Source organism: Vasconcelosia minhoensis LEGE 07310 (genome assembly GCF_015207255.1).
GTDB lineage: Bacteria > Cyanobacteriota > Cyanobacteriia > Phormidesmidales > Phormidesmidaceae > Vasconcelosia > Vasconcelosia minhoensis.
This window is the reverse complement of the sequence record NZ_JADEXG010000026.1, coordinates 36967-62454: the sequence shown is the minus strand read 5'-3', so window position 1 is coordinate 62454 and position 25488 is coordinate 36967. Positions and strand designations below refer to the sequence as shown.

The following is a 25488-nucleotide window of genomic DNA, read 5'->3' as shown; positions in this document are numbered from 1 at the left end:
GCAGTGGCAGTCGTCAGCTGGGGGGCTATACCTTTCGCTAGCGCTAATGCCTGACTGGCCAGTCAGCGCAGCCGCTCAGCTCACCTGCTGTACCGCCTGGGGCATTGTAACGGCCCTGAATAGGTTGGGCCTGCCGGTACAGATCAAATGGCCTAACGATCTGGTATACCAGGGCCAGAAGCTCGGCGGCATTCTGACCGAAGCCCGAGTAGAGCAGGGCCAGATTCGGCAGGCTGTGGTTGGGGTCGGAATTAATTGGCACAATCCCGTCCCCGAGACCGGAATTGGGTTTAGTAAAATTTTGAACCAGCGTCTTCTACCGTCGCTGGATTGCATCGAAGCCCTAACAGCGGTTGTTTTGCGGGGGATCTGGCAGGGATGCTGCTTCCAGCAGCGGTATGGGCAGGTAGCGCTGATCCGGGCCTACGAGTCGCGGCTGATGAATTTAGGTGACACTGTTTCGTCGGGTCACCGAGTTGGGCAAATTATAGGCGTCTCCCAATCAGGAGATTTACAGGTGCGGTTTGAAGCCGGGTCCGTTCATACGGCATATACGGCCCATTTTCGCCCAGGGGAGATCCGCCTAGGCTACAATAATCTGGGATTGCAGGCAGTTAAGTGATGATGAATCAGAGACGGTGTTCTACCGATAGAGTTCCTACGCAGGGCTCCGCTAAAATTTTACGATTTATCGGTCTGGGCCTATTGGGTGGCCTGGGGTTAGTGGGGAGTCAGGTCAGCTTTGCCGAGACCCAGGTACAGCAGCCGACCCCGCTGGCAGCTGCGCTCAGCGCGACCAGCGCCGAATGGGCTGTTGAATCGCCTTTATCAGCAGAAATAGAGATATCGACAGAAAGAGAAATATCGACTGCTCCGACGCCTTCACCGCTCAATCAGCAGCTCAACGCCGCTGATACGGCTGCTGTCACGGTCCCTACCGCCGCCGTCTCGGAGAGCAATCCAGCGTCCTCGGTGGCGCTGCCGATGATTGAAGAGAAAGCGTCCTCAGGTGCCGATCAGGCGTTCAAAACCGCTTCTGCGTTTTCTAACTTTCTGATCGCCTCGCCCGCGATGGCTGCGACTCATGGTCTAGCAACGCTCCCCACGCCAGTTCCCGAGCCGACCGAAGCCGCGCCTACGAGTCCGGCCTTAGCCCTGACTGACATTACGCCGCCGGCAGCACCGGCTTCACCCGAGGCCGCTAAGCCTGACTTTTTCCCAGAACCTGCTCCGCCTGCCGCTCCAACAGCTTCTGAGGCCCCGCAGGCGGCCCCCGAAGTCCAGCCCGACCCCATTGTGCCACCGTCAATTCGGACCACCGAAAACGTTCCAGCGGACTATGGCAGCGTATTTATCGATCCGACTGACTACAGCGTGGGCCAAACCCAGTCTCCGGATATCGTCTTCTCGGAGCGCTCGACCGGCTGCAAATTTACGGTCGGGCAGGGGCAATCGTTGCCCAATGGAGCCTGCAGCAGTCCAGCAGCACCGGTGACCAGCGGTCCGGCACCCGTAGCGGTGACAACAGGTAGAGCCTCTAGCCCTGCCCCCAGTGCCCCCCATGTCAATGCCTCTGTTAACGTCGGACCGGTGAGCCTAGACGCAGCAGGGCTCCGCTTTTCGGGGGCGACGACAGCTGCCGGTCGGGAGTATTACAATCGGTCGGTTTTCCCCGTGGTTAGTCTCCAGGCTCAGCAAAACTTTATTTTCCCCCTGTCGATTCCAGCGCCGATTACGTCCCTATTTGGCTGGCGGATTCATCCTATCTCCGGCACTCAGCGGTTTCACTCTGGAACCGATATTGGTGCACCACTCGGGACACCTGTGCTAGCCGCGCAGGCTGGACAGGTGTCCTCTGCTGACTATGCTGGCGGCTACGGGCTGATGGTGGTGCTGCGTCATGACCAGGACGAGACCTTAGAAAGTCGCTATGCTCACCTTTCTCAGCTGCTGGTGCAGCCGGGTGACCGAGTCCAAAAGGGCGAAGTCGTAGGCTTGGTAGGCAGCACTGGCAATTCGACCGGTCCCCACCTACACTTTGAACTCAGGCAGCTCACCGACCAGGGCTGGGTGGCGGTCAATCCTGACGATCTGATCTATCAGACCTTGGCCAATCTCACCCAGGGGCTGAACAATCCGCTACAGGCACTCAATTCGGCTGTTGCTGGCCCGAACGCTCTCGGCGGACCTCAGTTTGATAGCCGCTCACCGCTGGACTTACAAATTCCCTTCCGGCCGGCTCAGCCCAACGCAAGCTAGCCTTCTCGCGGTGCCTTTCTGCCACACCCGCAGCATTCGGTTCGAGGAAACCGACGCTGCGGGTGTGATGTATTTCGCCAATCTGCTGGCCCTCTGCCATGAAGCCTACGAAGCTTCGCTGGCTGCGGCAGGGTTCGACCTGCGGCAGTTTTTTAGCGACGCCAGCAACCCTGATAACGCGATCGCGGTCCCGATCGTCCACACCGCTGCTGACTTTTACCGGCCCCTGTACTGCGGCGATCGCGTCACCGTCTGCCTCTCGCCCCGGCAGCTCGGCCCCGACAGCTTTGAAATTGACTATCGCCTCCAGCGCGATGCCCAATCGCTCGCCCGGGCGCTGACCCGGCATGTTTGCATTCAGGCGCGATCGCGGCAGCGCTGCCCGCTTACGACGGCGCTGCTGGACTGGCTGCGGCTGAATGCTGAGCCAGCTTGAGAACGGCCGGACGGCTGAGCTTGCCCTGGGGACTGCGCGGCAGCGCCGCTACCGCAACCCACCGTTTAGGGTGCTTATAGCGGCTGAGCTGTCCAACCAGGGCTGCCTTCAGGGCTGTCGGCAAATCTTCAGAACAATCGCTGTCCGGCACATAGACAGCGGTCACCACCTGTCCCCACTGCGGGTCAGGCAGCCCAATCACGCAGACATCGGCAACTTGTCGGGTCGCTCGCAGGGCCGCCTCAACTTCTGCTGGAAAGACATTTTCGCCGCCAGTAATGATCTTGTCGCTGTCCCGGCCCACAATATGCAAACCGCCCGCCGCGTCTAGATAGCCCAGATCGTCTGGATAGAAGCAGCCTGCCTCCGTAAAGGCAGGCGACGGTTCACCATAGTAGCCCTCAGCCAGAGAGCTGGTCTGAATGGCAATCGGGCCGATTTCACCGGGCGGCAAATCGCCGGCTGGGCCAACAATGCGAAGCTGAGCATGGGGCAGGCTGCTGCCACCAGTTTGGCCTCGGAGAAACTCATCGGGCATCAGCGCGGCGACCAGTGCGGCCGTTTCGGTCATACCGTAAGTCAGAGCTAGGGGAATTTTGCGACCGCGCGCGGCCGCGAGCAGGTCAGGCCAGGCAGGTCCCCCGCCCAGCAGCACGGTTCGAAACTGAGCTAGCCATCGAGCCAACCGCTCCTGGGACAGCAGCCGCTGGAGCTGCGTCGGCACCAGTGAGATCGTCCAGTCCTGGGGTGACGGAACTAAAATTTGCCCGGTGACCAGCGACCGGAACGGCTGGGTTACCAGCTGTCCGCCCGAGATCCAGGTGCGTAGCGCCTGCATCAGGCCGCTGACATGATGGAGCGGCAAAACGCAGTAAGCATTGACCGGTTGGCCAAACCCGTCACAGAAGCCCCGCACTGCCGCCAGCAGGGTCTGCCAGCGATGCACGACAAAGCGGACCGAGCCAGCCGTGCCACCCGTCGGAATCAGAATGACGGCTGTTCGATCGGCTGGTGGCTGCGGGGCGAAGGCGTCCACCGCCGGCAACACCGTTAAATCTGGCAACTCTGGCAACTCTGGACCGCCCCAGCAGAGGTGGGGGCTGATTTTAGACTGGACCTGCCGCCATTCCCGTTGCCCCCAGTCCGGATTGCCCAAAGCGACATCGCAGCCCGCTAAGCAGGCCGCCAAAAAGCCTGCCAGGAACTGTACCGGGTCTGATTCCGCCAGTACTATTCGGGGCCGGGGATGGATTTGCTGAAGGGCCTGGAGCTGTCGCCGCCGAGCCGCCACCGCCGTCGCTAGGACCGCTGGCTGGCTATCCAGCAGCCAGGGCGTCCACCGCCGCCGCTGCCATAGCTCAACCGGCGAACTATCAGCTGGCATCAGAGCCGCTGCCATAGCGCTTCCCAGTCCGGGTCGTCGAGCCCGTCGCAGGGCAGCCAGCGCTGCGTGCCCAGCCCCAGCGAGCGGCGGGGATAGTGGGGCAGCAGCGTGGCCAGCTCGGCAGCCAGGTCAATCAGGGTCTGACGGCCAATGTCGGTTTCAAACACCGATGACACCACAATATCGATGGGATAGTCCGTGCAAAACTGAATCAGCCGGCTGGGAGGACCTAAAATAGCGGCCTTAATCACATAAATACCTTGCCAACCGCGAAAGCAGTGCATCTTCAGCTGGTCTAGGGTCGTCACCGACTCATCTAGCGCAATCGGCGTCTGGTAGCGCTGGCTCAGCTTCACTAAAGCAGCAAAATCGCCGGGGGGCAGCGGCTGTTCAATAAATTCAATTCGCCCGCCGCCGCGATCGCAGTAGCTCAGCCAGTGATGGGCGGTCAGCTCATCGAGTCCGCCGTTGGCATCGAGTCGCAGCCTTGCCCCCAGCGGCAGCTGCCGCATCAGCTGGCTGAGCCAGGCCAGCTCGATCGCCACTGGGGCCACGCCAATTTTCCACTTAAAGGTGCGATAGCCCGCCGACCACAGCGGCGCCCAAGCCGACAGGGCCGCCTCACCCGTTGGCAGCAGGGCGCTGCAATGAGCCGGTGCGAGTTCGGGCCGACGACAGCGGCGGGTCAGGTTGCTGACGGCAACTTCAAGCCCAAACTGGCAGGCTGGCAGCGTCGGCAAAATTGAGAAGGCCTTATCTGTGGCCAGCTGGGGCGGCATGTCCTGGCAAAAAGCCAGGGCCTGGGCCTGAGTTTCTGACCCGAACCAGGGCAGCGGGGCTACCTCGCCAAAGCCCACCCGGCCTCGGTCATCGGTGAGCTTGAGAATGATGCCCTCACGCTGCTGCCAAAGCCCGTGATGGGTTTTCAGCGGCTGCCGAAAAGGCCGACAATAGGGGCGAAACTCAAAGCGGTAGGCCATTGCGCAACCTGAATCGGCGGGCTGGGCTCAAAGACTCGCGGGCAGCAAAACCCCGAGGCATAGCAATAGACCACTGCAAAAGTGAAACCGGATGGCCAAAAACTTAGCGTTGCTGACTCGGGCAGGCTGGTCGTGATACCGGCCAACATGCCGACAGAGCGCAATCGCAGGCAGCAGGCCAATCAGGCTAAGCGCCGTCCAAGCAGAGAACCAGCCTATCGCGATCGCGACCAGCACCAGCCCCAGAGCCACAGCACAGACCCAGGGCAGCAGTGCCGCCCCGCGCCGGGTCCCCAGCCGCACAATCGGCGAACGCTTGCCCGCGGCCCGGTCGTCCTCAACCTGGTGAAAGTGGGAGCAGAACAACACCAGCGTCGTTGTCAGGCCGATCACCGCAGCGGCCACCCAGGCTGCTGCCGACTGGCTTTGGGTCTGGCTGTAGTAGGCCGCCTCCACCGCCAGCGGGCCAAAGCTCAAGAAACAGAGAATTTCTCCCAGACCGTGGTATCCCAGCCGAAAGGGCGGCCCCTGGTATAGGTAGCCCAGGACACAGCACAGGAGGACTAATCCCAGCACGGTCAGATCGCGCTGCCAGAGCGAAATCGAGACAATGCCGGCAATGCCTAACGCCAAACAGAGATTGCCCAACCCAAAAATCAGGCCTCGATTGCGGGTCAGATTGACCAGCGAGTGATGCTTGTTGACGTCAATTCCCGTCTCAGCATCAAAGACATCGTTGCTGAGATTCTCCCAGACTAGCAGCAGCACCGCCGCTAGCAAAAAAGTCGCAAACACACTCAGATTGAACAGCCCCGTTTCGGCATAGGCGATCGCGCTGCCCACGCAGATTGGCATAATGGCAACGCCGTACATCGGTGGCTTCGCCGCGGCCAGCCACAGCTGTTTGTCGGCAGGTCCAAGGGTTTGGGTGGTCATAGTGGTCTGATTTAGAAGCTCACGGCTAGCATAGCGGTTTGCCTAGGCTTCTTGGTTGAGTTAGTCACAAAAACTAATGCTCTAGGCGACGGCGCAGGCCGCAAAACCTCTGCTAAATTGTCAGGGCAGGACTATATCAGGGCGAGCTGTCACCCGTGCGACTGAAATCTGTCCAGTTTTTCCCTAAAAAACCACCGCTGCTGCTGACGGTCGGGGCCGCCGTCGGCCTGATCGGCGGCGGTGCCTTGGCCTACTGGCTGCTCTCTCGTCTGCCCCAAAAGACGGCGCTGCCCACCGGCATGCAGCTGGTGCCGCAACCGGCCCTGATGACATTGACCCTATCTACCCAAGCAAGCGACTGGAGCAAGCTACAGCGCTTTGGCACACCGGCGACGCAGCAAGAATTTACCGACCAGCTAGAGCAATGGCGCGATCGCGTCCTCACCCTGAATAGGCTCAGCTTCGAGCGGGATATTCGGCCCTGGGTTGGAGACCGCGTCACCCTAGCCTTTCTACCCGAGGGCGACCCCGACCCCAGCCGACCGCCGACCACGCCAACGGCGCAGATTGTCGAGAATGTGGTCATGGTGCTGCCGATTGACGACCCGCAGCAGGCCCAAGCGCTGCTCACAGCCGCTGCTCCGACTCCCCCAGAACAGGCCTGGGCAGAACGAGAATACAAGGATGTTACCGTGCGGACCCTAAAATCTTCTAGTGGTGCGGCTAGCGACCTAGAGACCGCTGTACTGGGTTCGGACTGGGTGCTGGTTGGCAGTACGGCTGAGGCCATTGAGCAAACGATCGATACCTATAAAGGCGATCCATCGATTCTGGAGACTCCCGGCTATCGCAGGGCGATGCAGCGAATCGTCGAACCCCAATCCTTTGCCCAAATCTATGTCAACATTCCCGCTGCGACGCAGGTTCTGGGTTCAGCTGAGGCGAGAGCCGAAGCTGGCGCCAACCCGGCAGCCAGCGTGGTCCCGCTCCAGGGCAGTCAGGGCTTTGGGGCAACCGCGACGCTCGTCACCGACGGCATTCACTTTCGGGGCACGAGCTGGCTACAGGCCGATCGCGAGATCACCTATGCCGACCTCGATAATTCGGCCGGCGAGCTGCCGCGCTATCTGCCCGAAAGCACCCTGATGATGATGTCTGGGGGCAATCTCCAGCAGTTCTGGCAGCGCTTTAGCCGTACGGAGACACCCCTGCCCTTTCTGCCCGACCCCAGCAGTCTCAGGGCCGGGCTGCAAAATCAGACCGGGCTCGACCTGGAAGACGCGATCATGCCTTGGGCCGATGGCGAATTTGCCCTGGGTTTGCTGTCGCCGGTACCCGTCGCCGCCGGAGAAGAGTCAGCCCTGCCAGTGCAGATGGCGCCGCTGGTGCTGATGGTGCAGGCGAGCGATCGCGCCGCGGCTGAAGCCACCTGGTCTCAGCTCGATCAGGTCATGCGCAGTCGCTATCGTTTTGAGGTGACCCGTTCAGACCGCAACGGCAGCCCGGTGACCCAGTGGATTTCACCCTTTCAAGGCATTCAATTTAGCCACGGCTGGCTGGAAGGCAATGTCACCTTTTTTGCGATCGGGGCCGGGGCCAATCGGGTACTGTCGCCCCAACCCGAACGGCCGCTAGCTGCCACCAGCCTGTTTCAGACCCTCACCAGCCGCGCCCCAGAACCGAACAATGGCCACTTCTTTCTCAATTTGCAGGCACTCAACCAGCTCGGGGCAGCCTTTCCCATTCCACCGCTGGATCAGGCGCTGGATGAGGACAACACCGCCTTTACCTCGGCAATCGAAGCGCTAGGCGTCACCACCGCTATCCAGGACGACCGCAGCGTTAACTATGACATCTATGTCAGGCTTGCTCGGGAGAAAACGCCCTAATTTCAGCAATCTCACAAAACTTAATGCTGTCCGCCTGGTTCCGCCGTCTGATATCCTTTAAAACGGATGGCGGAGTATGTAAAAGCTCGCAAGATCAGCAGTTTGGAGGATTAGGGAATGTTGGAAACCACCCTCGGGTTGGAAATTATTGAGGTTGTCGAGCAGGCCGCGATCGCATCTGCCCGCTGGATGGGTAAAGGCGAAAAGGACATTGCCGACGAAGTCGCGGTGGAAGCGATGCGCGAGCGGATGAACGAAATCCACATGCGCGGCAAAATCGTGATTGGTGAAGGCGAGCGCGACGATGCGCCAATGCTCTATATCGGTGAAGAAGTCGGTATCTGTACCCGTGAAGACGCCGATGCGGTCTGCAATCCGAATGAGCTGATCGAGATTGACATTGCCGTTGACCCCTGCGAAGGGACGAACCTCTGTGCCTACGGTCAGCCCGGGGCAATGGCGGTACTGGCCATTTCAGAAAAGGGCGGCCTGTTTGCCGCACCGGATTTTTACATGCGCAAACTGGCGGCCCCAGCAGCGGCCAGGGGCAAGGTTGACATTCGTAAATCTGCGACCGAAAACCTGAAAATCCTGGCCGAATGCCTAGAACGCTCGATCGAAGAGCTAGTCGTCATCGTGATGAAGCGAGAGCGGCACAACGAGCTGATTCAGGAGATTCGCGATGCCGGAGCGCGGGTGCGGCTAATCAGCGACGGCGACGTGTCGGCAGCCCTATCTTGCGCTTTTTCGGGAACCAACGTGCATGCCCTGATGGGGATTGGGGCGGCACCAGAAGGCGTGATTTCAGCGGCGGCGATGCGCTGCCTGGGCGGCCACTTTCAAGGACAGCTAGTTTACGACCCGGCGGTGGTCAAGACCGGTCTGATCGGCGAAAGCAAGGAGTCTAACCTGGAGCGGCTCAAGTCTATGGGCATCACCGACCCCGACAAGGTCTACAACGCCGAAGAGCTGGCCAGCGGTGAGACGGTGCTATTTGCGGCCTGTGGCATTACCCCCGGCACGCTGATGGAAGGGGTGCGCTTTTTCGGCGGTGGCTACCGCACTCAAAGTTTGGTGATCTCCAGCCAGTCACGGACGGCTCGCTTTATCGACACTGTCCACATGAAAGATCGGCCAAAATACATCCAGCTCAAGTAAGATCGCAGTAGGTTCATCGTCAGCTTCGTTTAGATTTTGGGCACTCCTGCCTGCGGCTCGACCAGAGCCAGCAGGGGAGTGCTTCTCTATTAATAAACAGTTATCAAACATCTTTTGGGAGGAAGAATGAACATTGCCGTCATCGGACTCAGCCACCGCACCGCGCCGGTCGAAGTCCGCGAGAAGCTCAGCATTTCGACCCCACAGACCGCCGACGCGATCTCGCAGGTCACCAGCTGCCCCCACATCCAGGAAGTGTCGATCCTCAGCACCTGCAATCGACTCGAGATGCACCTGGTGATCACAGAAACTGAGGCCGGCCTTCGCGAAGCCCTCCAATTCCTCTCAGACTATGCGCAGCTACCGCTGTCTGAGCTGCGGCCGCACCTGTTTATGCTGCTTCAGCAAGATGCGATTATGCACCTGATGCGCGTGTCGGCCGGGTTAGATAGCCTAGTCCTCGGTGAGGGCCAAATTCTTTCTCAAGTCAAACATGCCCACAGTTTAGGCCAGCAGCATAAGGGCGTTGGGCGAGTACTCAATCGGCTGCTGAAGGACGCGATCACAGCCGGTAAGCGGGTCCGGACGGAAACCAGCATTGGCACCGGAGCCGTTTCGATTAGCTCAGCCGCCGCCGAGCTGGCTCAGACCAAGGTCCCCGACCTGACCAACTGCCACATTGCCATTCTGGGAGCGGGCAAGATGGCCCGCCTGCTGGTGCAGCACCTGATCTCCAAGCGGGCCAACCAGATCACAATTCTCAACCGAACCCTGCGCCGGGCCGATGAGCTAGCCGCTCAGTTTGGCGACGTCAGTATTCAAACCGCGACTCTGGAAACCCTGCTAGAGACGCTAGCGGCGGCTGACGTTATCTTTACCTGTACCGCTGCGACCGATCCGATCCTGCACCGCGAGAACCTGGCCCCAGCCTGTCGGGATAAAACGCTAATGCTTTTCGACATTGCCGTGCCGCGCAACGTCCACAGCAATGCCAACGAGCTAGACCATGTACAGGCATATAACGTCGATGACCTCAAGGCCGTGGTTGCCCAAAACCAGGAAAGCCGCCGCCAGATGGCGATGGAGGCCGAAACGCTGCTGGAAGAAGAAGTCGATGCGTTTATGGACTGGTGGCGATCGCTCGATACGGTGCCAACGATCAGCAGCCTGCGCAGCAAGGTGGAAACAATTCGCGAGCAGGAGCTAGAAAAAGCCATGTCTCGCCTGGGAAGCGAATTTTCTGAGAAGCATCGGGGCGTCGTCGAAGCCCTCACCCGCGGTATCGTCAACAAAATTCTCCACGACCCGATGGTGCAGCTGCGATCCCAGCGCGATCTCGAAGCCCGAGACCAGGCGATGCAAACCCTCCAGGTGCTGTTTAACCTGGAATCGACCAGCCAGAAATATTCGTAGGGGTTTAGCAATGCCCCTACCCACCCGGGAAACAATCCCAGATCAACCCTCAGGCCCAAACTTACATTAGGGCGTAGACTTGGCCATCAATCAGCAGGCGAGTGATGCCTTTGGCCTGGAGGTAGGGGCTAGTCTTGGTCAGCAGACGGCCGTCGGGCACTTTGATGACCCGCTGATTGCGATGGGAGAAGCGGCGGGCAACGCGGTGGTTCTCAAAGACCGGCAGCGTCTGGGAGGTTTCCTCATCGCTGGGAATTTGGCCCAGCTCAGAAAAGTCGCTCAGCGGTCGGGTAATTAGCTCCGACAAACGGTCGATCACGAGATAGCAGGGCTTGGGCATCGCGGCCTGGTCTAAGGGCATGATCTGGACTAGGCCCGAGCCCTGTCGCCGTGAGAAAGCTCGGTCGTCCTCCTCACTGCTATCAAAGTCGTCGTCGTCAAGGTCGTCGTCGAGGTCGTCGTCGAGGTCGTCGTCGTCGAGGTCGTCATCATCTAAATCGCTATAGTCGATGTCCAGCGCTTCGGTCTCGCGCGCCGGTTTTCGATCTTTTTTGAGGATCGGGGCCTGGGGCGATTTCTCAGCGACGCTGGCAGGCTCGGACTCGACTGTCTCGGGGGCTGTTTCGGTTAGGGAAAGCTGAGTAGAATCGTTAGCACTATCTGAGCGGCTCCGGGCAGCGCGCTGCGTCCCCTGGGCTGGATCTGCCGCTGCGGCGCGATCGGCGGCGGACTTAAGCTTGGGCGCGGCGGCGGGTTTTTTGGCGGCGGTAGGCTCGGGCTCAGGCGCTGGCTCGGGGCTGGCGGTCGGCTGGATCTGAGGGGCTGGCGCAGCGGCCTCGGACTTGGCCGACTGGCGCGATCGCCGGGACTTGGTCTGAGTCTGGGCCGTCTGAGCGTCGCTTCTATCCGCCCCGGCTAGCCGCTTCTGGGCAATCAGGGCACCGTACTCTGCTTCAGGCAGCGTACTTTTGAGAATCCGGCTGATCGTACTATTGCTGACATCGTACTGCTCAGCAATGGTCGATGTGGTTTCGTTCGGCTGTTTATACAACTCGATAATATCGCGTTTGTCTGTGTCAGACAGTTTTCGCGGAGCCATGCTGCTGGGTCATCCTAAATATCACTCCCAGTATGACAGCTTAAAGCCCGACTTATGCTTTTCTGCGACCGCCGCGGCGAGAACGACTGGAAATACCGTATTCAACCACCGCCCCCAAAGCAAAGAAGATCGCTGAGAAAATCCAGATACTTCCCAAAGCGCGCCTTCGACATAGGCATCGCGGCTGCCATCACCACCAGAATGCAGTCGCCAATCACGTACAGCAGGCCAATCACATTCTCTAGCGGGGCCATCATCTGATCGATCGCCTCAATCACTGCCGGAGCGCTGCTGCTAGCTTCATTGGTCATCGGCTCAGCCAGATCGGCCGCCGCCACAATCTCTATCTGTAAGTCACTCTGGGCCGTCACCTCGGCGTTGGCGACCATTCCCGCAATGCCAAACTTTGCCCTGCTGGTCGGTCAGCTCTCGCCACAGGGCATGGGCTTCATTTTCCTGGTCGGCCCCAAAGGCGCTGAGCAGCCGAAAGGTTTGCCCATAGTAGCCTAGGACAGGCAGCTTACGCGCTTTGGTCGGATGCTGGATGGTGGTGATGTCAACGTCGGAACGTTTTAGAATAAACATGGCGCTGCAGTAAACTCCTGTCGGGCTGGCAAAGCTACCAGAGCAAAGCGATTACTTTCAGGGTACCCAGTTGCCTCAGGTGAAAAATCATAGATACAATCTGTATTGCTCCGCCTAATGCCTTCAGCGGGGTCTGGTCGGGGGTCCTTAGCTCAGTGGATAGAGCAACCGCCTTCTAAGCGGTCGGCCACTGGTTCGAATCCAGTAGGACCCGTTATTTCTTAACTCCAGAATCAGCCTGGTCACTAACGTGGTTTAAGCAACTTCAGCAGCTGATTGCGCGACTGCCACATCCGAACAGTTCCTGACTTGTAGACCTTGGCAATGAAGGGCTGAGGATTGCCCAAGGCAAATCGCTGCATCCTGGACAGCGCAGATACAAAGATTTCAGCCATCTCCGAACCGGTCAGATTACCTGAGGAAAGAACGAAAACCCTTGCTTCTGAAGTCGCTACCGAAATTTGCTCTAGTAATCTACGACCAATCCCACCATCCTTAGTCAAAATTAACCATCCCCGCTGCCCAACAATCGGTAGCCACTCAACATCCAGAGCTTCTGGAGGAAAATGATCATCATGGATCTCGACGGTAGCACCAGCTTTACGGAGCCCTCCTGCGATGGCTTTCCGGCCTAAGGCCCGATCGATGAAAAAAGTGGGCTGATTCTCTTGATTCACGCGGTCTTAGACAAGGCTATTTCGTATCGCAAGACTTCCTCAATTTGCCGATGACTGAACCCGTAATCCTCAGCCAATTCCTTTAAATCTTCACCCGCCCTGAACCGATCGATAATTGCCTCGACGGGAATTCCAGTGTTGACAATCACAGGCCGACCAAAAGAAATGCGAGGGTCAATGACTAGTATCCGAGGGGCGTCGGCCCGCTGTAGCTGAACCAATGGAAATAGGCGCTGCGCTAGTCCCTCTTGATCCCACTCTATGCGCTCGAGCAGATGCCGCAAGGTTTTTTGCATAGCCAGCTGACCATGTCTAGAGGCATTGAGCAGCTGGCCTACCGACTCTAGAAACAAATCCATCCCGTCTGTCTGGAATTGGATTCGAGCTAAGGGATGAGGCAGTCTAAACTTTTGCTCCACATAATCCAAGGCAGTCCGAACCTTATCCAATCGAATCTGGTGATTTTGACGAATGACTCTTAAAACATGAGCCTCTACCAAGTTCGTAAATGAGAGCTGAGGATTATTGATATCAGGCAGAAGAATTAACGGCTCGGAATACCGGGTGCCATTTGTCGTCGGATATGAGCGCCCGTGTAGCCACGACCGCAATGTACCCGCTGGAATAGCTAAGTAGCGAGCCGCATCTGCAACTGGGTAAGTCGCTACGTTACGGATATCGAGCGAATCGTGAGTGGAGGCCATTTATCGCTGCTGAGTCATGGCGATCACAGACTCTACGGTGAGAGCTGAAAAATTGCCGAGGATAGATATTGTTTCACTACTAGCATAGATGATGGACAAGTCTTGGTAGCGAATTTCGATTAGCTAGTCGGGCGGGTCTGCCAGTGGGTCAGCTTCAGCTGAGATGCAATCGCGGGCAACCATGGCAATATTGGGCCGGCTCAGGAAGCCTCTAGCAGGCTGGTCGCTATAGGCGATTGCCTATTTTTTAGGAATAGGCGAGAAAGTAGGCCAATTACCACTACAATATCAGCAAATTTTAGGGTTCTACGGTGATGCTCAGCAGTTTGCCGAGCATCGCCGCCGAAATACGGCGACTGTTTCTCCCATGACATCTACCCCACCGCAGACTCAACCCATCGACTCGACCATTCATCAGCCGGGCCGCCGGTCGCGGCTGGCGGTGTGGGGCTGGCCGCTGCTGTGGCTAAGCATTCTGGTTGGCTCTAGCACAATTGCGCTATGGGCGGTGGTCTGGCTCACTCGCATTCCGCCCCTGCCGGACTGCCAGCAGATGTCGGGCTTCAGCACCGATAACGAGCGACTCTACTGCGCCAAAGCTGAGATTGAATCGGGTTCAACCGAAGAGCTGGTAGCGGCGATCAATCTGGTGACACCCTGGACCGAAACCCATCCACTCTATGAAGAATCGCAGGCGCTGATTAACCGCTGGTCCCAGGCCCTGCTCCAGGTTTTGGAGCAGCAGGTACAGCAGGGTAATCTCAGCCGAGCGCTGGAGCTAGCGCAGCAGATTCCCGAACGCGCGGCAGTTTATCCCGAAGTGGAAAGCGCGATCGCGGCCTGGCAGGATGAGTGGAAGGCCGGTAACGACATCGCTGAGAAAGTGGAGCGAGCCATCCAAAGCCGTGACTGGGACGGCGCCAAAAAGGCGCTTCAGGGTCTCAAAATTTTGGAGAGTGACTACTGGGTGCAGACCCGACACGACGAGCTCCAAGCCGAGCTCCAGCGGGAGCGAACGGCCCGCGCCCAGCTGGACCAGGCCCAGAAACTGGCTGAGACCGGCGATATTGCCCAGCTAGGACAGGCGATCTCGCTGGCTCAAACGGTCGATTTGCAGAGTCGGGCCTGGTCAGAAGCCAAAGAAAATATCGATAGCTGGGCTGAAACCGTCCTCCAGTACAGCTTTGAAAAATGGGAGGCAGAAGATATCGAGGCGGCCCTAGCGGCGGTGCAGGCGGTACCCGCCGATCTCGCCCTTACCCCCGAGGCCCAGGATCTGCTGCGCTATGGCCATGCCCAGCGACTAGCCGTCGATCCCTACGACCAGTGGATTCCGACCTACGGTCAGATGCTCAACCTAATCGAGGCGATTCAGGCGGTGCAGCAGGTTTCGCCATCCAGCCCGTTCTATGCAGACGCCCAGGCCAGCCTCATAGAATGGCAGCAAAAGCTAGAAGATACCTCCCGGCTCCAGTTTGCCAATGCGCTGGCTCAGTTTGGCCAGGAGCCGACCTACCGCCTGGCTATCGCCAAAGCCCAGACCATACCGCCAAACCGCCTCCAGCGGGTCCGGGCTCAAACGCTGGTTTCCCACTGGCGTAAAGAAATTGAGCGACTAGAAGACCGGCCAATCCTCACCGCAGCGACAAGGCTCGCGGCCAAAGACCGAATTCCTGACTTGCAAGCAGCGATTCAGAAAGCCAGCCAGATTGCCTTAGGACGGGCCATGCGGATCGACGCCCAGACTAAAATTGCAGCCTGGGCCAACCGGATCGAAGTGATCGAAGACCAGCCAATTTTAGACCAGGCGGTGAAGCTGGCCAGCGGTGGCAAACTGCGGCAGGCAATCGCCGCAGCGAAGAAGATTGAAAAGGGCCGCGCCCTGTACGACCAGGCCCAGGCGTCGGTTCGCGACTGGACTTACCAGGTGCAGGTGGCTGAAGATCGGCCGATCCTGCGGGAAGCCGAGGCCTTGGCCGCCGAGGGCAGCCTGACGGCAGCGATCAACCTGGCCGCTCAAATTGGGGCCGGACGCGCCCTCTACCGCGAAGCCCAGAACTCAATCGCGATCTGGGATGCCGACCGAGCGTATATTCGGTCGCTGCAAGCGCCCGTCTACGATGACTATTACGACGAAGCGCCTTACGAGCAGTACGATGAGGGTTACGAAGATGACTACTACGGAGAGTGGTAACCCCTAGCCCCGCATGAGCGATCGCCCCCTGCAACTCGTGCTGGTAGACGAAGATCCGGTTTTTCGGTTGGGTCTGCGCGTCTGGCTAGAGCAGCTCAACGAGTTTCAGGTGGTGGCTGAAGCCAGCACTGGGGCAGAGACGCTAGATATTCTGCGATCGCGCCGTCAGTCCTTCGAGCGCAGCCTTGACCAGCCTGAATTGCGAGCGGTTGCGGCCCAGCCGATTGACCTAGTTATTTTAGATCTGGGGCTGGGGGCGGGCGACCCCGAGGCGATGCCGGGGCTGCGACTCTGTCAGCAGATCAAGACGGAGTTTGTCCAGCTGCCGGTGCTGGTGCTGAGCGCTCAGCTAGAACCCGTATTGCAGGCTGCCGCTGCCCAGGTTGGGGCCGATGGCTACGGGGCTCGGGGGATGCCAGTGCGGCAGCTAGCGCAGCTGATTCGGCGGGTAGCAGCGGGGGAGCCGGGACGACTACCGCTGCCCGAGCGGCAGTCGAGGTGCGACTTTTCAGCCGAGCCGCCCGCCATTCCAGGCCCGCTGACCGCAATGCGGATCAGTCTGCGGCTTTCGGCCATGCAGCAAATCGACCAAACGCTAGCCGACCTAGAGACGATTGCCCAGCCGCGCTACTGGATTAATCGCGCCATCGTAGACGGTAAGCGCCGGGAGCTGCGGGCGGCGCGCTGGCTCGTGGGTCAGCTCTGGGCCACGCCGCGGTTCGACGATCTCACCCGCCGAACCGATACCCCGGATAGCGCTGCCTGGCTGCCCCGCTCTGAGTCTGAAAGCCAATCCCGCCAGACTGGCACAGCCCTGTTGCCACTCCCATCAGCCTTAGTCGCGGCGGCTCCAGGCCGGTTCCAGGCTGACCCGGCTGACGTACAGGCCACCGTTTTTGAAGGCGTCTTTCGGAAGCTTCAGCGCCGCTTAGAAAACGTCAGCGATGTGCCCCTGGAGATCGATATTCTGCGAGTCGAAAAAAAGCGAGAGCTGCTCTACATTGTGCTGCGTCAGCTGGAGGATCGGCTCGAGGACTTACGCCATTCCCAAGTGCAGCCGGGGCAGCTGCCCGAGCGGTCGCGGCCGGTGCTAGAAGACCTGTGGGATACCGTTGTCATCGAGTTTTTTGGCAAATACTATACCGTGCAAATCAGCGGTGTCGAGGAAGCCGTGGTGTCGCTGATTCAGCAGGAAAAACCCATCGTCAAAGCCGAAATCCTCGAGCCGATTCCCCTGGTCCCCAGCCTGCTGGGGCACTGGCTGTTTCAGGAACCGCTGCTGATCGACGGAGCGCCCTACCTAGCGACGACGCCGGAGGCCATCCGCCATAGCGAAATACTGCTAGAAAATCTAATCATCCAGGTGGGCAATGCGGTCATGCAGCCGCTGCTCAATCGCCTCTCCGACGTCGAACCCATTAAAAAGAGCCTCTACAGCCGTCGCCTGATGTCTTCACGAGAGATTGAGCGATTTCGCAACGAACTGGCCTGGCGCTATCGCTGGGACCAGTGGGTGGCCCAGCCTAAGGCCATTTTTGAAAGCCGCTACCGACTCTTTATCCTGACCGCCGCGGGAATTACTGAAACCTCAGTCTACGCCCCCCGGCGAGATGAGCTCAACCAGCTTTCTGGCCTACAGTGGGCGACAACGCTGGCGTTCGAAGCCCGCGATGCGCTGGCGCCCAGGGTGCGAGCCGCGATCGCCTTTGTCGGCAGCGGTCTGGTCTATGTGCTAACCGAGGTCGTCGGACGCGGCATTGGCCTGGTCGGACGCGGCATTCTCAAAGGCGTCGGCAGCGCCTGGCAGGACAGCCGCGGCCGTCCGCGCCGACCTAGAGACCGGGAACCAGAACGCAAATTTAACGAGTGGGAATGACCCAGGCCCATGATCTGCCCCCCCGTTTTGGTCCACCAGCTTAGACGGCGGTTAATTCGGGGCGACTTTGCTATCCTGAATAACGTCCTCAACTCCCTTCCCCATGACCCGCATCTGCATTTTGGGCGGCGGCTTCGGCGGCCTCTATACGGCCCTGAGCCTGAGCAAATTAGACTGGGACACCCATCAGCCCGAGATTGTGCTGGTGGACCAGCGAGATCGCTTTCTCTTTTCACCGCTGCTCTACGAACTCGTCACCGGCGAGCTGCAAACCTGGGAAATTGCGCCCCCCTACGAAGAGATTTTGACCAATACAGGTGTCCGCTTTCACCAGAGCGGGGTTGAGCGCATTGACCTAACGGCCAATCAGGTCAGCTTAGACGATGGTGAACGCCTGGCCTATGACCGACTGGTGCTGGCGCTGGGGAGCGAAACGCCGATGGATATGGCCGCTGGCGCTGCCGAACATGCCATTCCCTTTCGGGTTTTGGAAGATGCCTACCGGCTGCAGGAGCGCCTGCGGATGCTCGAAAGCTCCGATGCCGAGAAAATTCGAGTGGCGGTCGTGGGCGGGGGCTACAGTGGGGTTGAGCTAGCCTGCAAACTGGCTGAGCGGCTGGGGTCACGGGGCCGGATTCGGATCATAGAGCGAGCCGGTGAAATTCTGCAAAACTCGCCCGCGTTTAATCAAAAAGCGGCGCAAAAGGCCCTATCTGAAAAGGGTATCTGGATCGACTACGAAACAACGGTGACTGAGGTAACGGCCGATAGCATGTCGCTCCAGTTCCAGGACAAAATCGATACGCTGCTGGTGGATATTGTTCTATGGACGGTGGGTAGCCGCGTTAACCCGGTGCTTGATGCGCTGCCGCTGCCGCGCAACGACCGGCAGCAGCTGGTGGTCGAGCCGACTCTACAGGTTGCCGGTGAGGCCAATGTGTTTGCGCTAGGGGACCTGGCTGACGGTCGTGATGCTGACGGTAAGCTTGTCCCGCCCACGGCCCAAGCCGCACTACAGCAGGCTGACTATGTCGCCTGGAATGTCTGGGCAACCCTGACCCAGCGACCGCTGCTGCCCTTCCGCTATCAGCACCTGGGTGAGATGATGACCCTCGGCAGTGACGACGCGACCCTGGCTGGACTGGGAGTCAAGCTGGACGGCGGACTGGCTCACGTGGTAAGGCGACTGACCTATCTGTATCGGATGCCGACGCTGGAGCATCAGATTCGGGTGGGGCTGAACTGGGTGGGGCAGCCGCTGAGGGATTTGCTGTCGGCTTCTTGAGGGCAGAGGGGGACGGGTTGAGGGGGAATGGAATATCCTAAGGTCATTTTTTTGGATGCAGTGGGGACGCTGTTTGGGGTGAAGGGAACGGTTGGGTTGGTCTACAGCGATCTGGCTCGGACGGCTGGGGTTGAGGTCGATCCGGCAACGCTAGACTGGGCCTTTCACAAGAGCTTTGCGGCGGCTGAGAAGATGGCTTTTCCAGATGTACCAGCGACTAACGTGCCGGGGTTGGAGTATCGCTGGTGGAGAACGATTGTCCGGCAAACGTTTGAGCGAGCCAGGGGACTCGAGCAGTTCGCTGACTTTGATACCTTTTTTGACGATGTCTATACCTATTTCACAACGGCGGCTCCCTGGCAAGTTTACCCAGACACGCTGCCGTCTCTTCAGCGCTGGCAGGGGATGGGAATTGAGCTCGGAATTATTTCTAACTTTGACTCGCGGCTCTACTCGGTTTTGGAGGCGCTAGGAATGGTGTCCTACTTTAAGTCGGTGACGCTGTCGGCCGAGGCTGGCGCGGTCAAGCCCGACCCGCTCATTTTTCAAAAGGCGATCCAGAAGCATGACTGTGGGCCTGAGCTGGCCTGGCACGTGGGCGACAGCCGCCGGGAGGACTATGAGGGGGCTAGGACGGCAGGACTGAAGGCGATTTTGCTGAAGCGACCGGCTTTGGAGACAGCCGCTACATCTCCATCGGGCAGCCGTCGATAGGGGCATCCGGGGACCTAGAGACCGACTAAAAACTTCCGAACGGATGTCATAAATATGTAAATAAATTGATGAATTGGGAACGATAGAGGGTAGCGCGTTCTCTATGCAGCTTTATTGAAGCTTCATTTTGGGTTCATTACGGACTGTTTGGGTTTATTTTATCCAGCTTGCTGTGGTTGGCTGTGGGTTTTCTGCTGCCTGGGCGCAAGCAGCGCCACCGCCTGTCAACCCCGATATCTACATTCCAACAAATAGCGGTGACCCGCCGCCCGAACTGATTCCACCGGAGGAACTGTCGCTGCCAGAGTCCCCAGCAGAGTCCCCAGCGCTACCCGCACCAGAGCTGCTGGTCCCGGCCCCCTCACCTTTGGATAGGGTAGTGCCAGCCCGGCGAGGAGGCACGGTCATTCCCGAACCGACGTTTTACGTTGAGTCCTTTCAGCTAATCGGCAGCACCGTTTTTACCGATGCCGATTTTGCTGCTGTCTTTGCCGAATATCGCGATCGCGAAATCACCTTCAGCCAGCTTTCTAACATCGCTGCGGCGATTACCCAGCGCTATATTGACCAAGGCTACCTCACCTCTAACGCATTCATTCCACCGCAGACGGTCGAGGCTGGTACGGTCACCATTCAGGTGACGGAGGGCACGCTTGAGGACATTGTGATTACGGGGACAACCCATCTCGAGCCCGCCTACATTCTCAGCCGCTTGCGATTGGTGGCCTCACCTCCCTTAAATGTCAAAGCGCTGCTGGCGGCATTGCAAAAGCTTCAGCGCGATCCGGTGATTGAGACGATTGCGGCCAATCTCCAGGCTGGAACAGAGCCGGGGAGCAGTTTGCTCCAGGTTACAGTCACCGAAGCCGATCCGGTGGAGGTCACTGTCAATTTGGACAATCAGCGCTCGCCCAATGTCGGCAGCTTTCGGCGGCAGCTGGCGGCGAGTGATATTAACCTAACTGGACTGGGCGATCGCATTTCTCTGACCTATGCCCGCACCGACGGCAGCGGCAGTCTCGACTTTCGCTACGCTGTCCCACTTAGCCCATACAACACTCGGCTACAGCTGGCCGCAGGCATATCTGAAAGTCACGTGATCGCTGATGAATTTGAAAATTTTGAAATTAATGCCGATGGCTTTTATACCGAGCTGGAAGTCAGCCAGCCGCTGCTGAGCAGGCTGACACAAGAGCTGAGACTGGAGCTAGCTTTGACCCATCAACAGAGCCAGCTCAGCCTCGGAGATGGGAGCAGTCTGCTCGGTCTCGGCCTTGAGGAGAGCGAGATTTTGCCGTTGCTCTCACCCGGAGCGAACGCGAACGGGACTACCCGGGTGACGGCACTGCGGTTTGCACAAACCTGGTCTCGACGTCAGCCCAACCAGGTGATGGCAGTGCGATCGCAGTTTAGCCTGGGGATCGGCCTGTTCGACGCGTCTCGGTCGGCGGCGGCTCCCGATAGCCAGTTTCTCGCCTGGCGCGGTCAGGCCCAGTGGGTGCGACGGCTGGCCCCCGATCTGCTGGTCTTTTTACGCGGCAGTGCCCAGCTGGCTAGCACTGACCTGCTCGCCATCGAGCAGTTTAGCCTGGGCGGGCAGTCTACCCTGCGCGGCTATCGGCAGGATGCGCTGCTGCGTGACAACGGGCTGCTGCTGTCGGCAGAAGTGCGCTTGCCGATTCTGCGCATAGAGACGATTGACGGACGATTACAGGTGACGCCGTTTGTGGACCTGGGCACGGCCTGGAACTATCGCGATCGCGCAGATACGCTGGTTGGCGTTGGGCTGGGGCTGCTCTGGCAGCAGGGAGACAACTTTAGTGCTCGCCTGGACTGGGGCCTGCCGCTGATCGATGACGACAATTCGGGCGACCGCTTACAGGACAATGGCTTCTATTTCTCGGTTCGCTATACGCCCTTTTAACTCGTTTCTGTGGGGTCAATGCATTAAACTATCGTCGCCAGTAGCGCCGCCCTTGCCAAAAGACGCCCAGGATCATGCCCATCAGACTGAAGTAGTCCAGGCTGACCCAGAGCGCCGGAATCGGCAGCAGCGACTTTACCCACAGGATGACCATCAGGCAGCCCACCAGCGCCCAGAGAATATTGCTGGTAATAAAGGTCTGCCGAAACAGCCGCTCTAGCAAAACCGTCCCCAGCGCCCCAACCCCATAGGCGGCGACCAGCGGCAGCAGGTCGGGCAGCAGAAAGATGCTGACAATCAGGCGTCCGAGGCCAAACTGCTCAATTGCGATCGCCAGCAGAATGTCAATCGCGGTCGCGATCGCAACCGTCAGGGCCGCCACCTGAAATAGCATTGACCAGGGCAAATATTTTAGCGATCGCAGCGGATTAGACATGCAGCTTCGTCACGGCTCAAGCAGATAGGTTTCCCTTCTTGTCAGTAATCGGCATTCGTGGTGTGCCAAACACTATAAACGATGCAAGTATATCAGGAGAGACTCAGAAAATTTTTGAGCGAAAGCGCTCACGAAAATTGCCGTCAGAAATTCAGCCGGTTGCCCTACGAAAACTGCGTATGCTCAATCGAGCAGCGACCCTTCAAGATCTTCGTATTCCACCGGCAAATCGGTTAGAGCGTTTAAAGGACAGCAGAGAAGGTCAATATAGCATCCGCATCAATGCTCAATAGAGTGCCAACCCGCCGGATTAATGAAATCATCCATGGCAAACGTAGAGTAACCGCCGATACAGCTCTACGCCTGGCCCGTTATTTCAACATGGCACCTCAGTTCTGGCTGGGCCTACAGATGGATTACGACTTAGACATGGCTGAAGACACCATCGGCGCTCAGCTGGACAAAGAGATAATTGTCCTGGTACGGGAATAGTTTGGGAGCGCGTTTTCCTGGAGCAACGTACCCTACAGGGAAGGTGAGATTTGCCTGCATAAGATTATTTAGTATTAGATGACTTCTAAATTTTCGAATAGACAGCGATTCAGGCCTAGAGAAGGGGTAAGTTAGGGAACAGGTGTCTCACGTAACCCCGTCTTCTCTGTAAATATGAGCCAGCAAAAGCGCCTCAGTTTGACCGAAGTCGAATGCGAGCAGCGCACCTATCGCACTTGGCTCGAGCAGATTGAGCCCTGGTGGGCACAGTCTCAGTGGCAGTGCCACTTTTTAGTCAGCGACGGTGCGCCAGCGCTGATTAAGCTGGCCGTATCGGGCTTGGGCTGCGTCAGTGGGGCCGACTTATTCCACGCCATGCGAGCGCTGGGGCAGCCCTTCGGCAGCGCTTTGGGTCAGCGGGCCAGGGCGCTCAGCAAACAGCAGCAACTCGCTGAGCCCTACTTCCCCTGCACTGATGCGCTGGCCCAGCAGCAGCGCCAACTCGAGCAAGACCAGCAGACCTACCACAGCGCCATGGAAACGATTAGCTTGGCCGTTCATCCCTTCAGCCTCGGGGCCCCTCAGTGGCAGCTCGGCGAGGCCCTCACTGCCCGCCTGGCTGTGCCCCTACAAGCCCTGGCCCAGCTAGTCCCTATCACCAAAGGCCAGAGGAGCCACCAGGCGATTGCCACCTTTGAGTCCCACCTGCCGTCCTGGGCTGAAGGCATTCATGCCTGGTGGCAATGGGCTACCCAAGCCCTCGCCGCCGAAACCTCTGACAGCGAATGTCAAAACTGGGTACTCACAGCCCTACTGCCCTGGCTCTATTGGTCGCAGCAGGCCGATAAAACCCGTCAACCCACCCTCAAGCAGCGCTATCAACAAGCCACTAGCGATGCCTTTGACCAGCTCTTTGAGCATCCCCTCACCCTCGCCTTAGACAATGCTGAACAATGCTGCTGGGTGCAGTGGGGCCGCTGGATCACTGCCAAGTATCAACGTACCTCCTCTGCGGTGGAGGGCAGAAATGGCTATCTCTCTCAGCGTCATCATGTCAGTCGGGGTTTCTCTGAGCCAGCCTTGAAGTCCCTGACGATCATTCACAACTTTGACCTCAAACGTCCCGACGGCTCTACTGCAGCTCAGCGCCTGTTTGGCCATGACTTCCCCGACCTGTTTGAATGGGTTCTCGGTAACTTTACTGACTTGCCAATGCCCAGAAGGTCTTCTCAAGCACCTCAGCTCAACGCCCCTCACTCAAAGCTTTTCCCGGCTTAAGTTGGTACCCTGCATCGGTTGACTTTGGGATAACATGAACAGCTTGAAGTGAGGCAATCCCTAGAGCTCCTATCACTATTCCACCAAACATTGAAAAGAGCACGATCCTTCTGTTCATGGCAACGCCCTTAATTAGCTGTTATGAGTGTTCAACAAAGGTTTCTGTATTGCCGTCTTCGGTAAAAGAAAAAACGGTGTAGGGTTCAACGTAGTCCCCCGATTCCATCCCAGGAGAACCGATGGGCATTCCCGGAACCGCGATTCCAGCCACGTCGGGTTTTTCGGTGAGCAATCGCTGTACATATGCTGCTGGTATATGCCCCTCGATGACGTAGCCATCCGCCACGGTCGTATGACAGGAGGCCAGGTTGGCCGGAACGCCATATTGCTGTTTAACAGCGGTCATGTCTTCTGCAATTTCGTCCTGCACCTGAAAGCCTGCTGCTTCCATATGCTCGATCCATTTTCCACAACAGCTACAGGTTGGACTCCGAAAAACCGTCAGCTCTTGAGTCATCACCCCCTGAGCTCCATCTTCGCCAGTCTCGGCCTCAGGCCCTTGGGCCAGAGTACAGCCCGTCAGCCCGACGCCAGCTGCAGCCAGTCCGACCGTTAAAAACTGAGCTGTAAACATCCGACGATTCATCTAGCTCTCTCCGTTAGAAATTAGACTGCTTTCAGTTCTAAAACTATAGCTTATACTCTCCTATCGACTAGAGAGTCAAGGGAGCCTGAGCAATCGTCAAAAAGTAGGGGGGCTGACTTATGAAGCCGTATTTAGGCTATTCTCAACTTTGTCTATGCTGCGCATCAGCTGAAAATGAAATTAGAACAGTTCTGCTGACTGCTCTGCCGACTGCGAAGACATCTGGCTGGCAGTCAAAGGTACGATGACTATTCTGGAGATAGATGGAGGGTTGAGAGTTGCGATCGCGCCTACCGATATTGCATCCATTCCCGAACCCGATGACCCTTACGAATATTAGTCAGCAGCTGAGGCGGCGGTAGCGAACTACTGAGGCTTTTTGCGGCTGCGGCTCGGGGACTGTAGCCAAATCAAGAAGCCTGTGACAATCAGGGTCAAAAGCCCCAATGCATTGAGGATGGGGTAGACATACTCCAGGTTGACCTGACCAAACTTGCCTCGATGCAAGGCAAGCAGCCAGAGGAAATCATCGGCGCGCTCGCCAGCTACAGCGAATTGGAATAGCGTTCCAGTCGTTAAAGTGAGCAGCAGCGGCAGCACCATGATCGGAACCAGCGCTTTATGCAGCTGCCTCAGGCGGGCTTGATTAAATTTCATAGTCCGGATTACTCAACCAGAATCACGATTGGAGCTGCTTTTTCAAAGAGGCTAAGAGAAACGGCCCGGCGATAACCAGCCCGAACAGAGATTCTCCTAAACCAATAGAAAATCCATCAGGCAGGCTAGCTTTGGTTGCTGCGGTTGCAGGAGATGCCTGAGTCACTGTAACCTTCTGGCCTGGGGTTTCGTCTCCCCCACTGTCTTTGACCTTGGCTGACCGCATTGGCGTCCTAGTCCTATTAGAGTCAGCTTTGTCAAAATTTGATGAGACTTCCGCAGGGGGTGATTCGGAAGCCAGATCGTGGTGCTCATCGGTCACAGGCCTGTCTGACTGAGCAGCCTCATCTCCGTGCGGGCCAGTATGGGCTGATCCGCTTTGCGCAGCTAAGAGCTGAGCCCCAACCGCTACAGTCCCGCCTGTGAGGGCTATCCGGCCCCGTTGTGTTTGCTGAGCCATACCCTC

24 protein-coding genes, 1 tRNA gene and 1 pseudogene are annotated in these 25488 nt (G+C 58.2%); 15 read left to right on the top strand and 11 right to left on the bottom strand.

The window, feature by feature from the left end; genetic code table 11:
• From IQ241_RS12645 to IQ241_RS12635, 3 genes are all read left to right on the top strand, one after another.
• Window positions 1-622, top strand: a 622-nt coding sequence (locus IQ241_RS12645; protein WP_193907632.1) for a biotin--[acetyl-CoA-carboxylase] ligase, incomplete at its 5' end; no start/stop codon positions are given.
• On the top strand, window positions 622-2259 hold the full coding sequence (locus IQ241_RS12640; protein WP_228021643.1) for a M23 family metallopeptidase: 1638 nt from the start codon (window positions 622-624) through the stop codon (window positions 2257-2259). The genes IQ241_RS12645 and IQ241_RS12640, both read left to right, overlap by 1 nt.
• A 10-nt stretch (window positions 2260-2269) precedes the next feature.
• Complete coding sequence (locus IQ241_RS12635; protein WP_193907630.1) at window positions 2270-2695, top strand: acyl-CoA thioesterase; 426 nt, start codon at window positions 2270-2272, stop codon at window positions 2693-2695.
• On the opposite strand, the gene IQ241_RS12630 is transcribed toward IQ241_RS12635, so the two are convergent.
• From IQ241_RS12630 to menA, 3 genes are read right to left on the bottom strand one after another with little or no spacing between them, the layout of a single operon-like run.
• Window positions 2646-4094: an AMP-binding protein gene (locus tag IQ241_RS12630; RefSeq protein WP_228021642.1), complete on the bottom strand. Its 1449-nt coding sequence runs from the start codon at window positions 4092-4094 to the stop codon at window positions 2646-2648. The genes IQ241_RS12635 and IQ241_RS12630 overlap by 50 nt on opposite strands.
• Entirely contained in the window at window positions 4079-5059 is a 981-nt protein-coding gene (locus IQ241_RS12625) for an o-succinylbenzoate synthase (RefSeq protein WP_193907628.1), read from the bottom strand. Before IQ241_RS12625 ends, IQ241_RS12630 begins: the two co-directional genes overlap by 16 nt.
• A 27-nt stretch (window positions 5060-5086) precedes the next feature.
• Complete coding sequence (menA, locus tag IQ241_RS12620) at window positions 5087-5995, bottom strand: 2-carboxy-1,4-naphthoquinone phytyltransferase (protein WP_193907626.1); 909 nt, start codon at window positions 5993-5995, stop codon at window positions 5087-5089.
• Between the two features lie 155 nt (window positions 5996-6150).
• On the opposite strand from menA, the gene IQ241_RS12615 reads away from it, so the two are divergent.
• The 3 genes from IQ241_RS12615 (at window position 6151) to IQ241_RS12605 (ending at window position 10455) form a co-directional block, all read left to right on the top strand.
• Window positions 6151-7884, top strand: coding sequence for a DUF3352 domain-containing protein (locus tag IQ241_RS12615; protein WP_193907624.1), 1734 nt, complete (start codon window positions 6151-6153; stop codon window positions 7882-7884).
• Between the two features lie 120 nt (window positions 7885-8004).
• On the top strand, window positions 8005-9042 hold the full coding sequence (gene glpX, locus IQ241_RS12610) for a class II fructose-bisphosphatase (protein ID WP_193907638.1): 1038 nt from the start codon (window positions 8005-8007) through the stop codon (window positions 9040-9042).
• Between the two features lie 126 nt (window positions 9043-9168).
• Entirely contained in the window at window positions 9169-10455 is a 1287-nt protein-coding gene (locus IQ241_RS12605; protein ID WP_193907622.1) for a glutamyl-tRNA reductase, read from the top strand.
• Window positions 10456-10516: 61 nt separating this feature from the next.
• Here the strand turns inward: IQ241_RS12605 and IQ241_RS12600 are convergent, their stop codons facing one another.
• The 3 genes from IQ241_RS12600 to IQ241_RS12590 form a co-directional block, all read right to left on the bottom strand.
• Entirely contained in the window at window positions 10517-11554 is a 1038-nt protein-coding gene (locus tag IQ241_RS12600; protein WP_193907620.1) for a hypothetical protein, read from the bottom strand.
• A gap of 101 nt (window positions 11555-11655) precedes the next feature.
• The gene (locus tag IQ241_RS12595) at window positions 11656-11943 is read right to left on the bottom strand and encodes a hypothetical protein (RefSeq protein ID WP_193907618.1); all 288 of its coding nucleotides are present in this window, start codon (window positions 11941-11943) and stop codon (window positions 11656-11658) included.
• The gene (locus IQ241_RS12590) at window positions 11909-12139 is read right to left on the bottom strand and encodes an Npun_F0813 family protein (RefSeq protein WP_193907616.1); all 231 of its coding nucleotides are present in this window, start codon (window positions 12137-12139) and stop codon (window positions 11909-11911) included. The genes IQ241_RS12595 and IQ241_RS12590 overlap by 35 nt, the downstream gene beginning before the upstream one ends.
• 141 nt (window positions 12140-12280) lie before the next feature.
• Between IQ241_RS12590 and IQ241_RS12585 the strand changes: the two genes are divergently transcribed.
• Window positions 12281-12353: transfer RNA gene (locus IQ241_RS12585), tRNA-Arg, on the top strand.
• Window positions 12354-12384: 31 nt separating this feature from the next.
• Here the strand turns inward: IQ241_RS12585 and IQ241_RS12580 are convergent.
• A complete protein-coding gene (locus tag IQ241_RS12580) occupies window positions 12385-12816 on the bottom strand; it encodes a PIN-like domain-containing protein (RefSeq protein ID WP_193907614.1) in 432 nt (143 codons plus the stop codon).
• Window positions 12813-13520: a DUF433 domain-containing protein gene (locus tag IQ241_RS26540; RefSeq protein ID WP_193907612.1), complete on the bottom strand. Its 708-nt coding sequence runs from the start codon at window positions 13518-13520 to the stop codon at window positions 12813-12815. The genes IQ241_RS12580 and IQ241_RS26540 overlap by 4 nt, the downstream gene beginning before the upstream one ends.
• 367 nt (window positions 13521-13887) lie before the next feature.
• Between IQ241_RS26540 and IQ241_RS12570 the strand changes: the two genes are divergently transcribed.
• The 5 genes from IQ241_RS12570 (at window position 13888) to IQ241_RS12550 (ending at window position 21513) form a co-directional block, all read left to right on the top strand.
• Window positions 13888-15714 (top strand): coiled-coil domain-containing protein, encoded by a 1827-nt coding sequence (locus IQ241_RS12570; protein WP_193907610.1) that lies wholly within the window; start codon window positions 13888-13890, stop codon window positions 15712-15714.
• Window positions 15715-15727: 13 nt separating this feature from the next.
• Window positions 15728-17590 carry a DUF3685 domain-containing protein gene (locus IQ241_RS12565; RefSeq protein WP_193907608.1) on the top strand — a complete coding sequence of 621 codons (1863 nt, stop codon included), beginning with the start codon at window positions 15728-15730 and terminating at the stop codon, window positions 17588-17590.
• 103 nt (window positions 17591-17693) lie between these two features.
• Window positions 17694-18875, top strand: coding sequence for an NAD(P)/FAD-dependent oxidoreductase (locus IQ241_RS12560; protein ID WP_193907606.1), 1182 nt, complete (start codon window positions 17694-17696; stop codon window positions 18873-18875).
• A 27-nt stretch (window positions 18876-18902) separates the two neighbouring features.
• A complete protein-coding gene (locus tag IQ241_RS12555) occupies window positions 18903-19589 on the top strand; it encodes an HAD-IA family hydrolase (protein WP_193907604.1) in 687 nt (228 codons plus the stop codon).
• 127 nt (window positions 19590-19716) lie between these two features.
• A complete protein-coding gene (locus IQ241_RS12550) occupies window positions 19717-21513 on the top strand; it encodes a ShlB/FhaC/HecB family hemolysin secretion/activation protein (RefSeq protein WP_228021640.1) in 1797 nt (598 codons plus the stop codon).
• Between the two features lie 28 nt (window positions 21514-21541).
• Here IQ241_RS12550 and IQ241_RS12545 read toward each other — a convergent pair whose 3' ends face one another.
• The gene (locus IQ241_RS12545) at window positions 21542-21949 is read right to left on the bottom strand and encodes a peptide chain release factor 1 (RefSeq protein ID WP_193907600.1); all 408 of its coding nucleotides are present in this window, start codon (window positions 21947-21949) and stop codon (window positions 21542-21544) included.
• A 74-nt stretch (window positions 21950-22023) separates the two neighbouring features.
• Here IQ241_RS12545 and IQ241_RS25980 point away from each other — a divergent pair.
• From IQ241_RS25980 to IQ241_RS25535, 3 genes and pseudogenes are all read left to right on the top strand, one after another.
• Window positions 22024-22239 (top strand): annotated as a pseudogene (locus tag IQ241_RS25980) (type II toxin-antitoxin system RelE/ParE family toxin); the annotation flags it as partial.
• The gene (locus IQ241_RS12535; RefSeq protein ID WP_193907598.1) at window positions 22232-22441 is read left to right on the top strand and encodes a HigA family addiction module antitoxin; all 210 of its coding nucleotides are present in this window, start codon (window positions 22232-22234) and stop codon (window positions 22439-22441) included. The pseudogene IQ241_RS25980 and the gene IQ241_RS12535, both read left to right, overlap by 8 nt.
• 174 nt (window positions 22442-22615) lie before the next feature.
• Entirely contained in the window at window positions 22616-23719 is a 1104-nt protein-coding gene (locus tag IQ241_RS25535) for a DUF6399 domain-containing protein (RefSeq protein ID WP_228021638.1), read from the top strand.
• Window positions 23720-23858: 139 nt separating this feature from the next.
• Here IQ241_RS25535 and IQ241_RS12525 read toward each other — a convergent pair whose 3' ends face one another.
• Window positions 23859-24365: a DUF411 domain-containing protein gene (locus tag IQ241_RS12525; protein ID WP_193907596.1), complete on the bottom strand. Its 507-nt coding sequence runs from the start codon at window positions 24363-24365 to the stop codon at window positions 23859-23861.
• Between the two features lie 366 nt (window positions 24366-24731).
• The gene (locus tag IQ241_RS12520) at window positions 24732-25022 is read right to left on the bottom strand and encodes a PepSY domain-containing protein (RefSeq protein WP_193907594.1); all 291 of its coding nucleotides are present in this window, start codon (window positions 25020-25022) and stop codon (window positions 24732-24734) included.
• Window positions 25023-25488: the final 466 nt, after the last annotated feature.

Excerpts from the sequence above, each read along its gene's own strand:
- IQ241_RS12640 (WP_228021643.1), top strand. The coding sequence starts at position 622 with ATGATGAATCAGAGACGGTGTTCTACCGATAGAGTTCCTACGCAGGGC.
- IQ241_RS12630 (WP_228021642.1), bottom strand. The coding sequence starts at position 4,094 with ATGGCAGCGGCTCTGATGCCAGCTGATAGTTCGCCGGTTGAGCTATGG.
- IQ241_RS12625 (WP_193907628.1), bottom strand. The coding sequence starts at position 5,059 with ATGGCCTACCGCTTTGAGTTTCGCCCCTATTGTCGGCCTTTTCGGCAG.
- menA (WP_193907626.1), bottom strand. The coding sequence starts at position 5,995 with ATGACCACCCAAACCCTTGGACCTGCCGACAAACAGCTGTGGCTGGCC.
- IQ241_RS12605 (WP_193907622.1), top strand. The coding sequence starts at position 9,169 with ATGAACATTGCCGTCATCGGACTCAGCCACCGCACCGCGCCGGTCGAA.
- IQ241_RS12600 (WP_193907620.1), bottom strand. The coding sequence starts at position 11,554 with ATGGCTCCGCGAAAACTGTCTGACACAGACAAACGCGATATTATCGAG.
- IQ241_RS12595 (WP_193907618.1), bottom strand. The coding sequence starts at position 11,943 with ATGGTCGCCAACGCCGAGGTGACGGCCCAGAGTGACTTACAGATAGAG.
- IQ241_RS12590 (WP_193907616.1), bottom strand. The coding sequence starts at position 12,139 with ATGTTTATTCTAAAACGTTCCGACGTTGACATCACCACCATCCAGCAT.
- IQ241_RS26540 (WP_193907612.1), bottom strand. The coding sequence starts at position 13,520 with ATGGCCTCCACTCACGATTCGCTCGATATCCGTAACGTAGCGACTTAC.
- IQ241_RS12570 (WP_193907610.1), top strand. The coding sequence starts at position 13,888 with ATGACATCTACCCCACCGCAGACTCAACCCATCGACTCGACCATTCAT.
- IQ241_RS12565 (WP_193907608.1), top strand. The coding sequence starts at position 15,728 with ATGAGCGATCGCCCCCTGCAACTCGTGCTGGTAGACGAAGATCCGGTT.
- IQ241_RS12560 (WP_193907606.1), top strand. The coding sequence starts at position 17,694 with ATGACCCGCATCTGCATTTTGGGCGGCGGCTTCGGCGGCCTCTATACG.
- IQ241_RS12555 (WP_193907604.1), top strand. The coding sequence starts at position 18,903 with ATGGAATATCCTAAGGTCATTTTTTTGGATGCAGTGGGGACGCTGTTT.
- IQ241_RS12545 (WP_193907600.1), bottom strand. The coding sequence starts at position 21,949 with ATGTCTAATCCGCTGCGATCGCTAAAATATTTGCCCTGGTCAATGCTA.
- IQ241_RS12535 (WP_193907598.1), top strand. The coding sequence starts at position 22,232 with ATGCTCAATAGAGTGCCAACCCGCCGGATTAATGAAATCATCCATGGC.
- IQ241_RS25535 (WP_228021638.1), top strand. The coding sequence starts at position 22,616 with ATGAGCCAGCAAAAGCGCCTCAGTTTGACCGAAGTCGAATGCGAGCAG.
- IQ241_RS12525 (WP_193907596.1), bottom strand. The coding sequence starts at position 24,365 with ATGAATCGTCGGATGTTTACAGCTCAGTTTTTAACGGTCGGACTGGCT.
- IQ241_RS12520 (WP_193907594.1), bottom strand. The coding sequence starts at position 25,022 with ATGAAATTTAATCAAGCCCGCCTGAGGCAGCTGCATAAAGCGCTGGTT.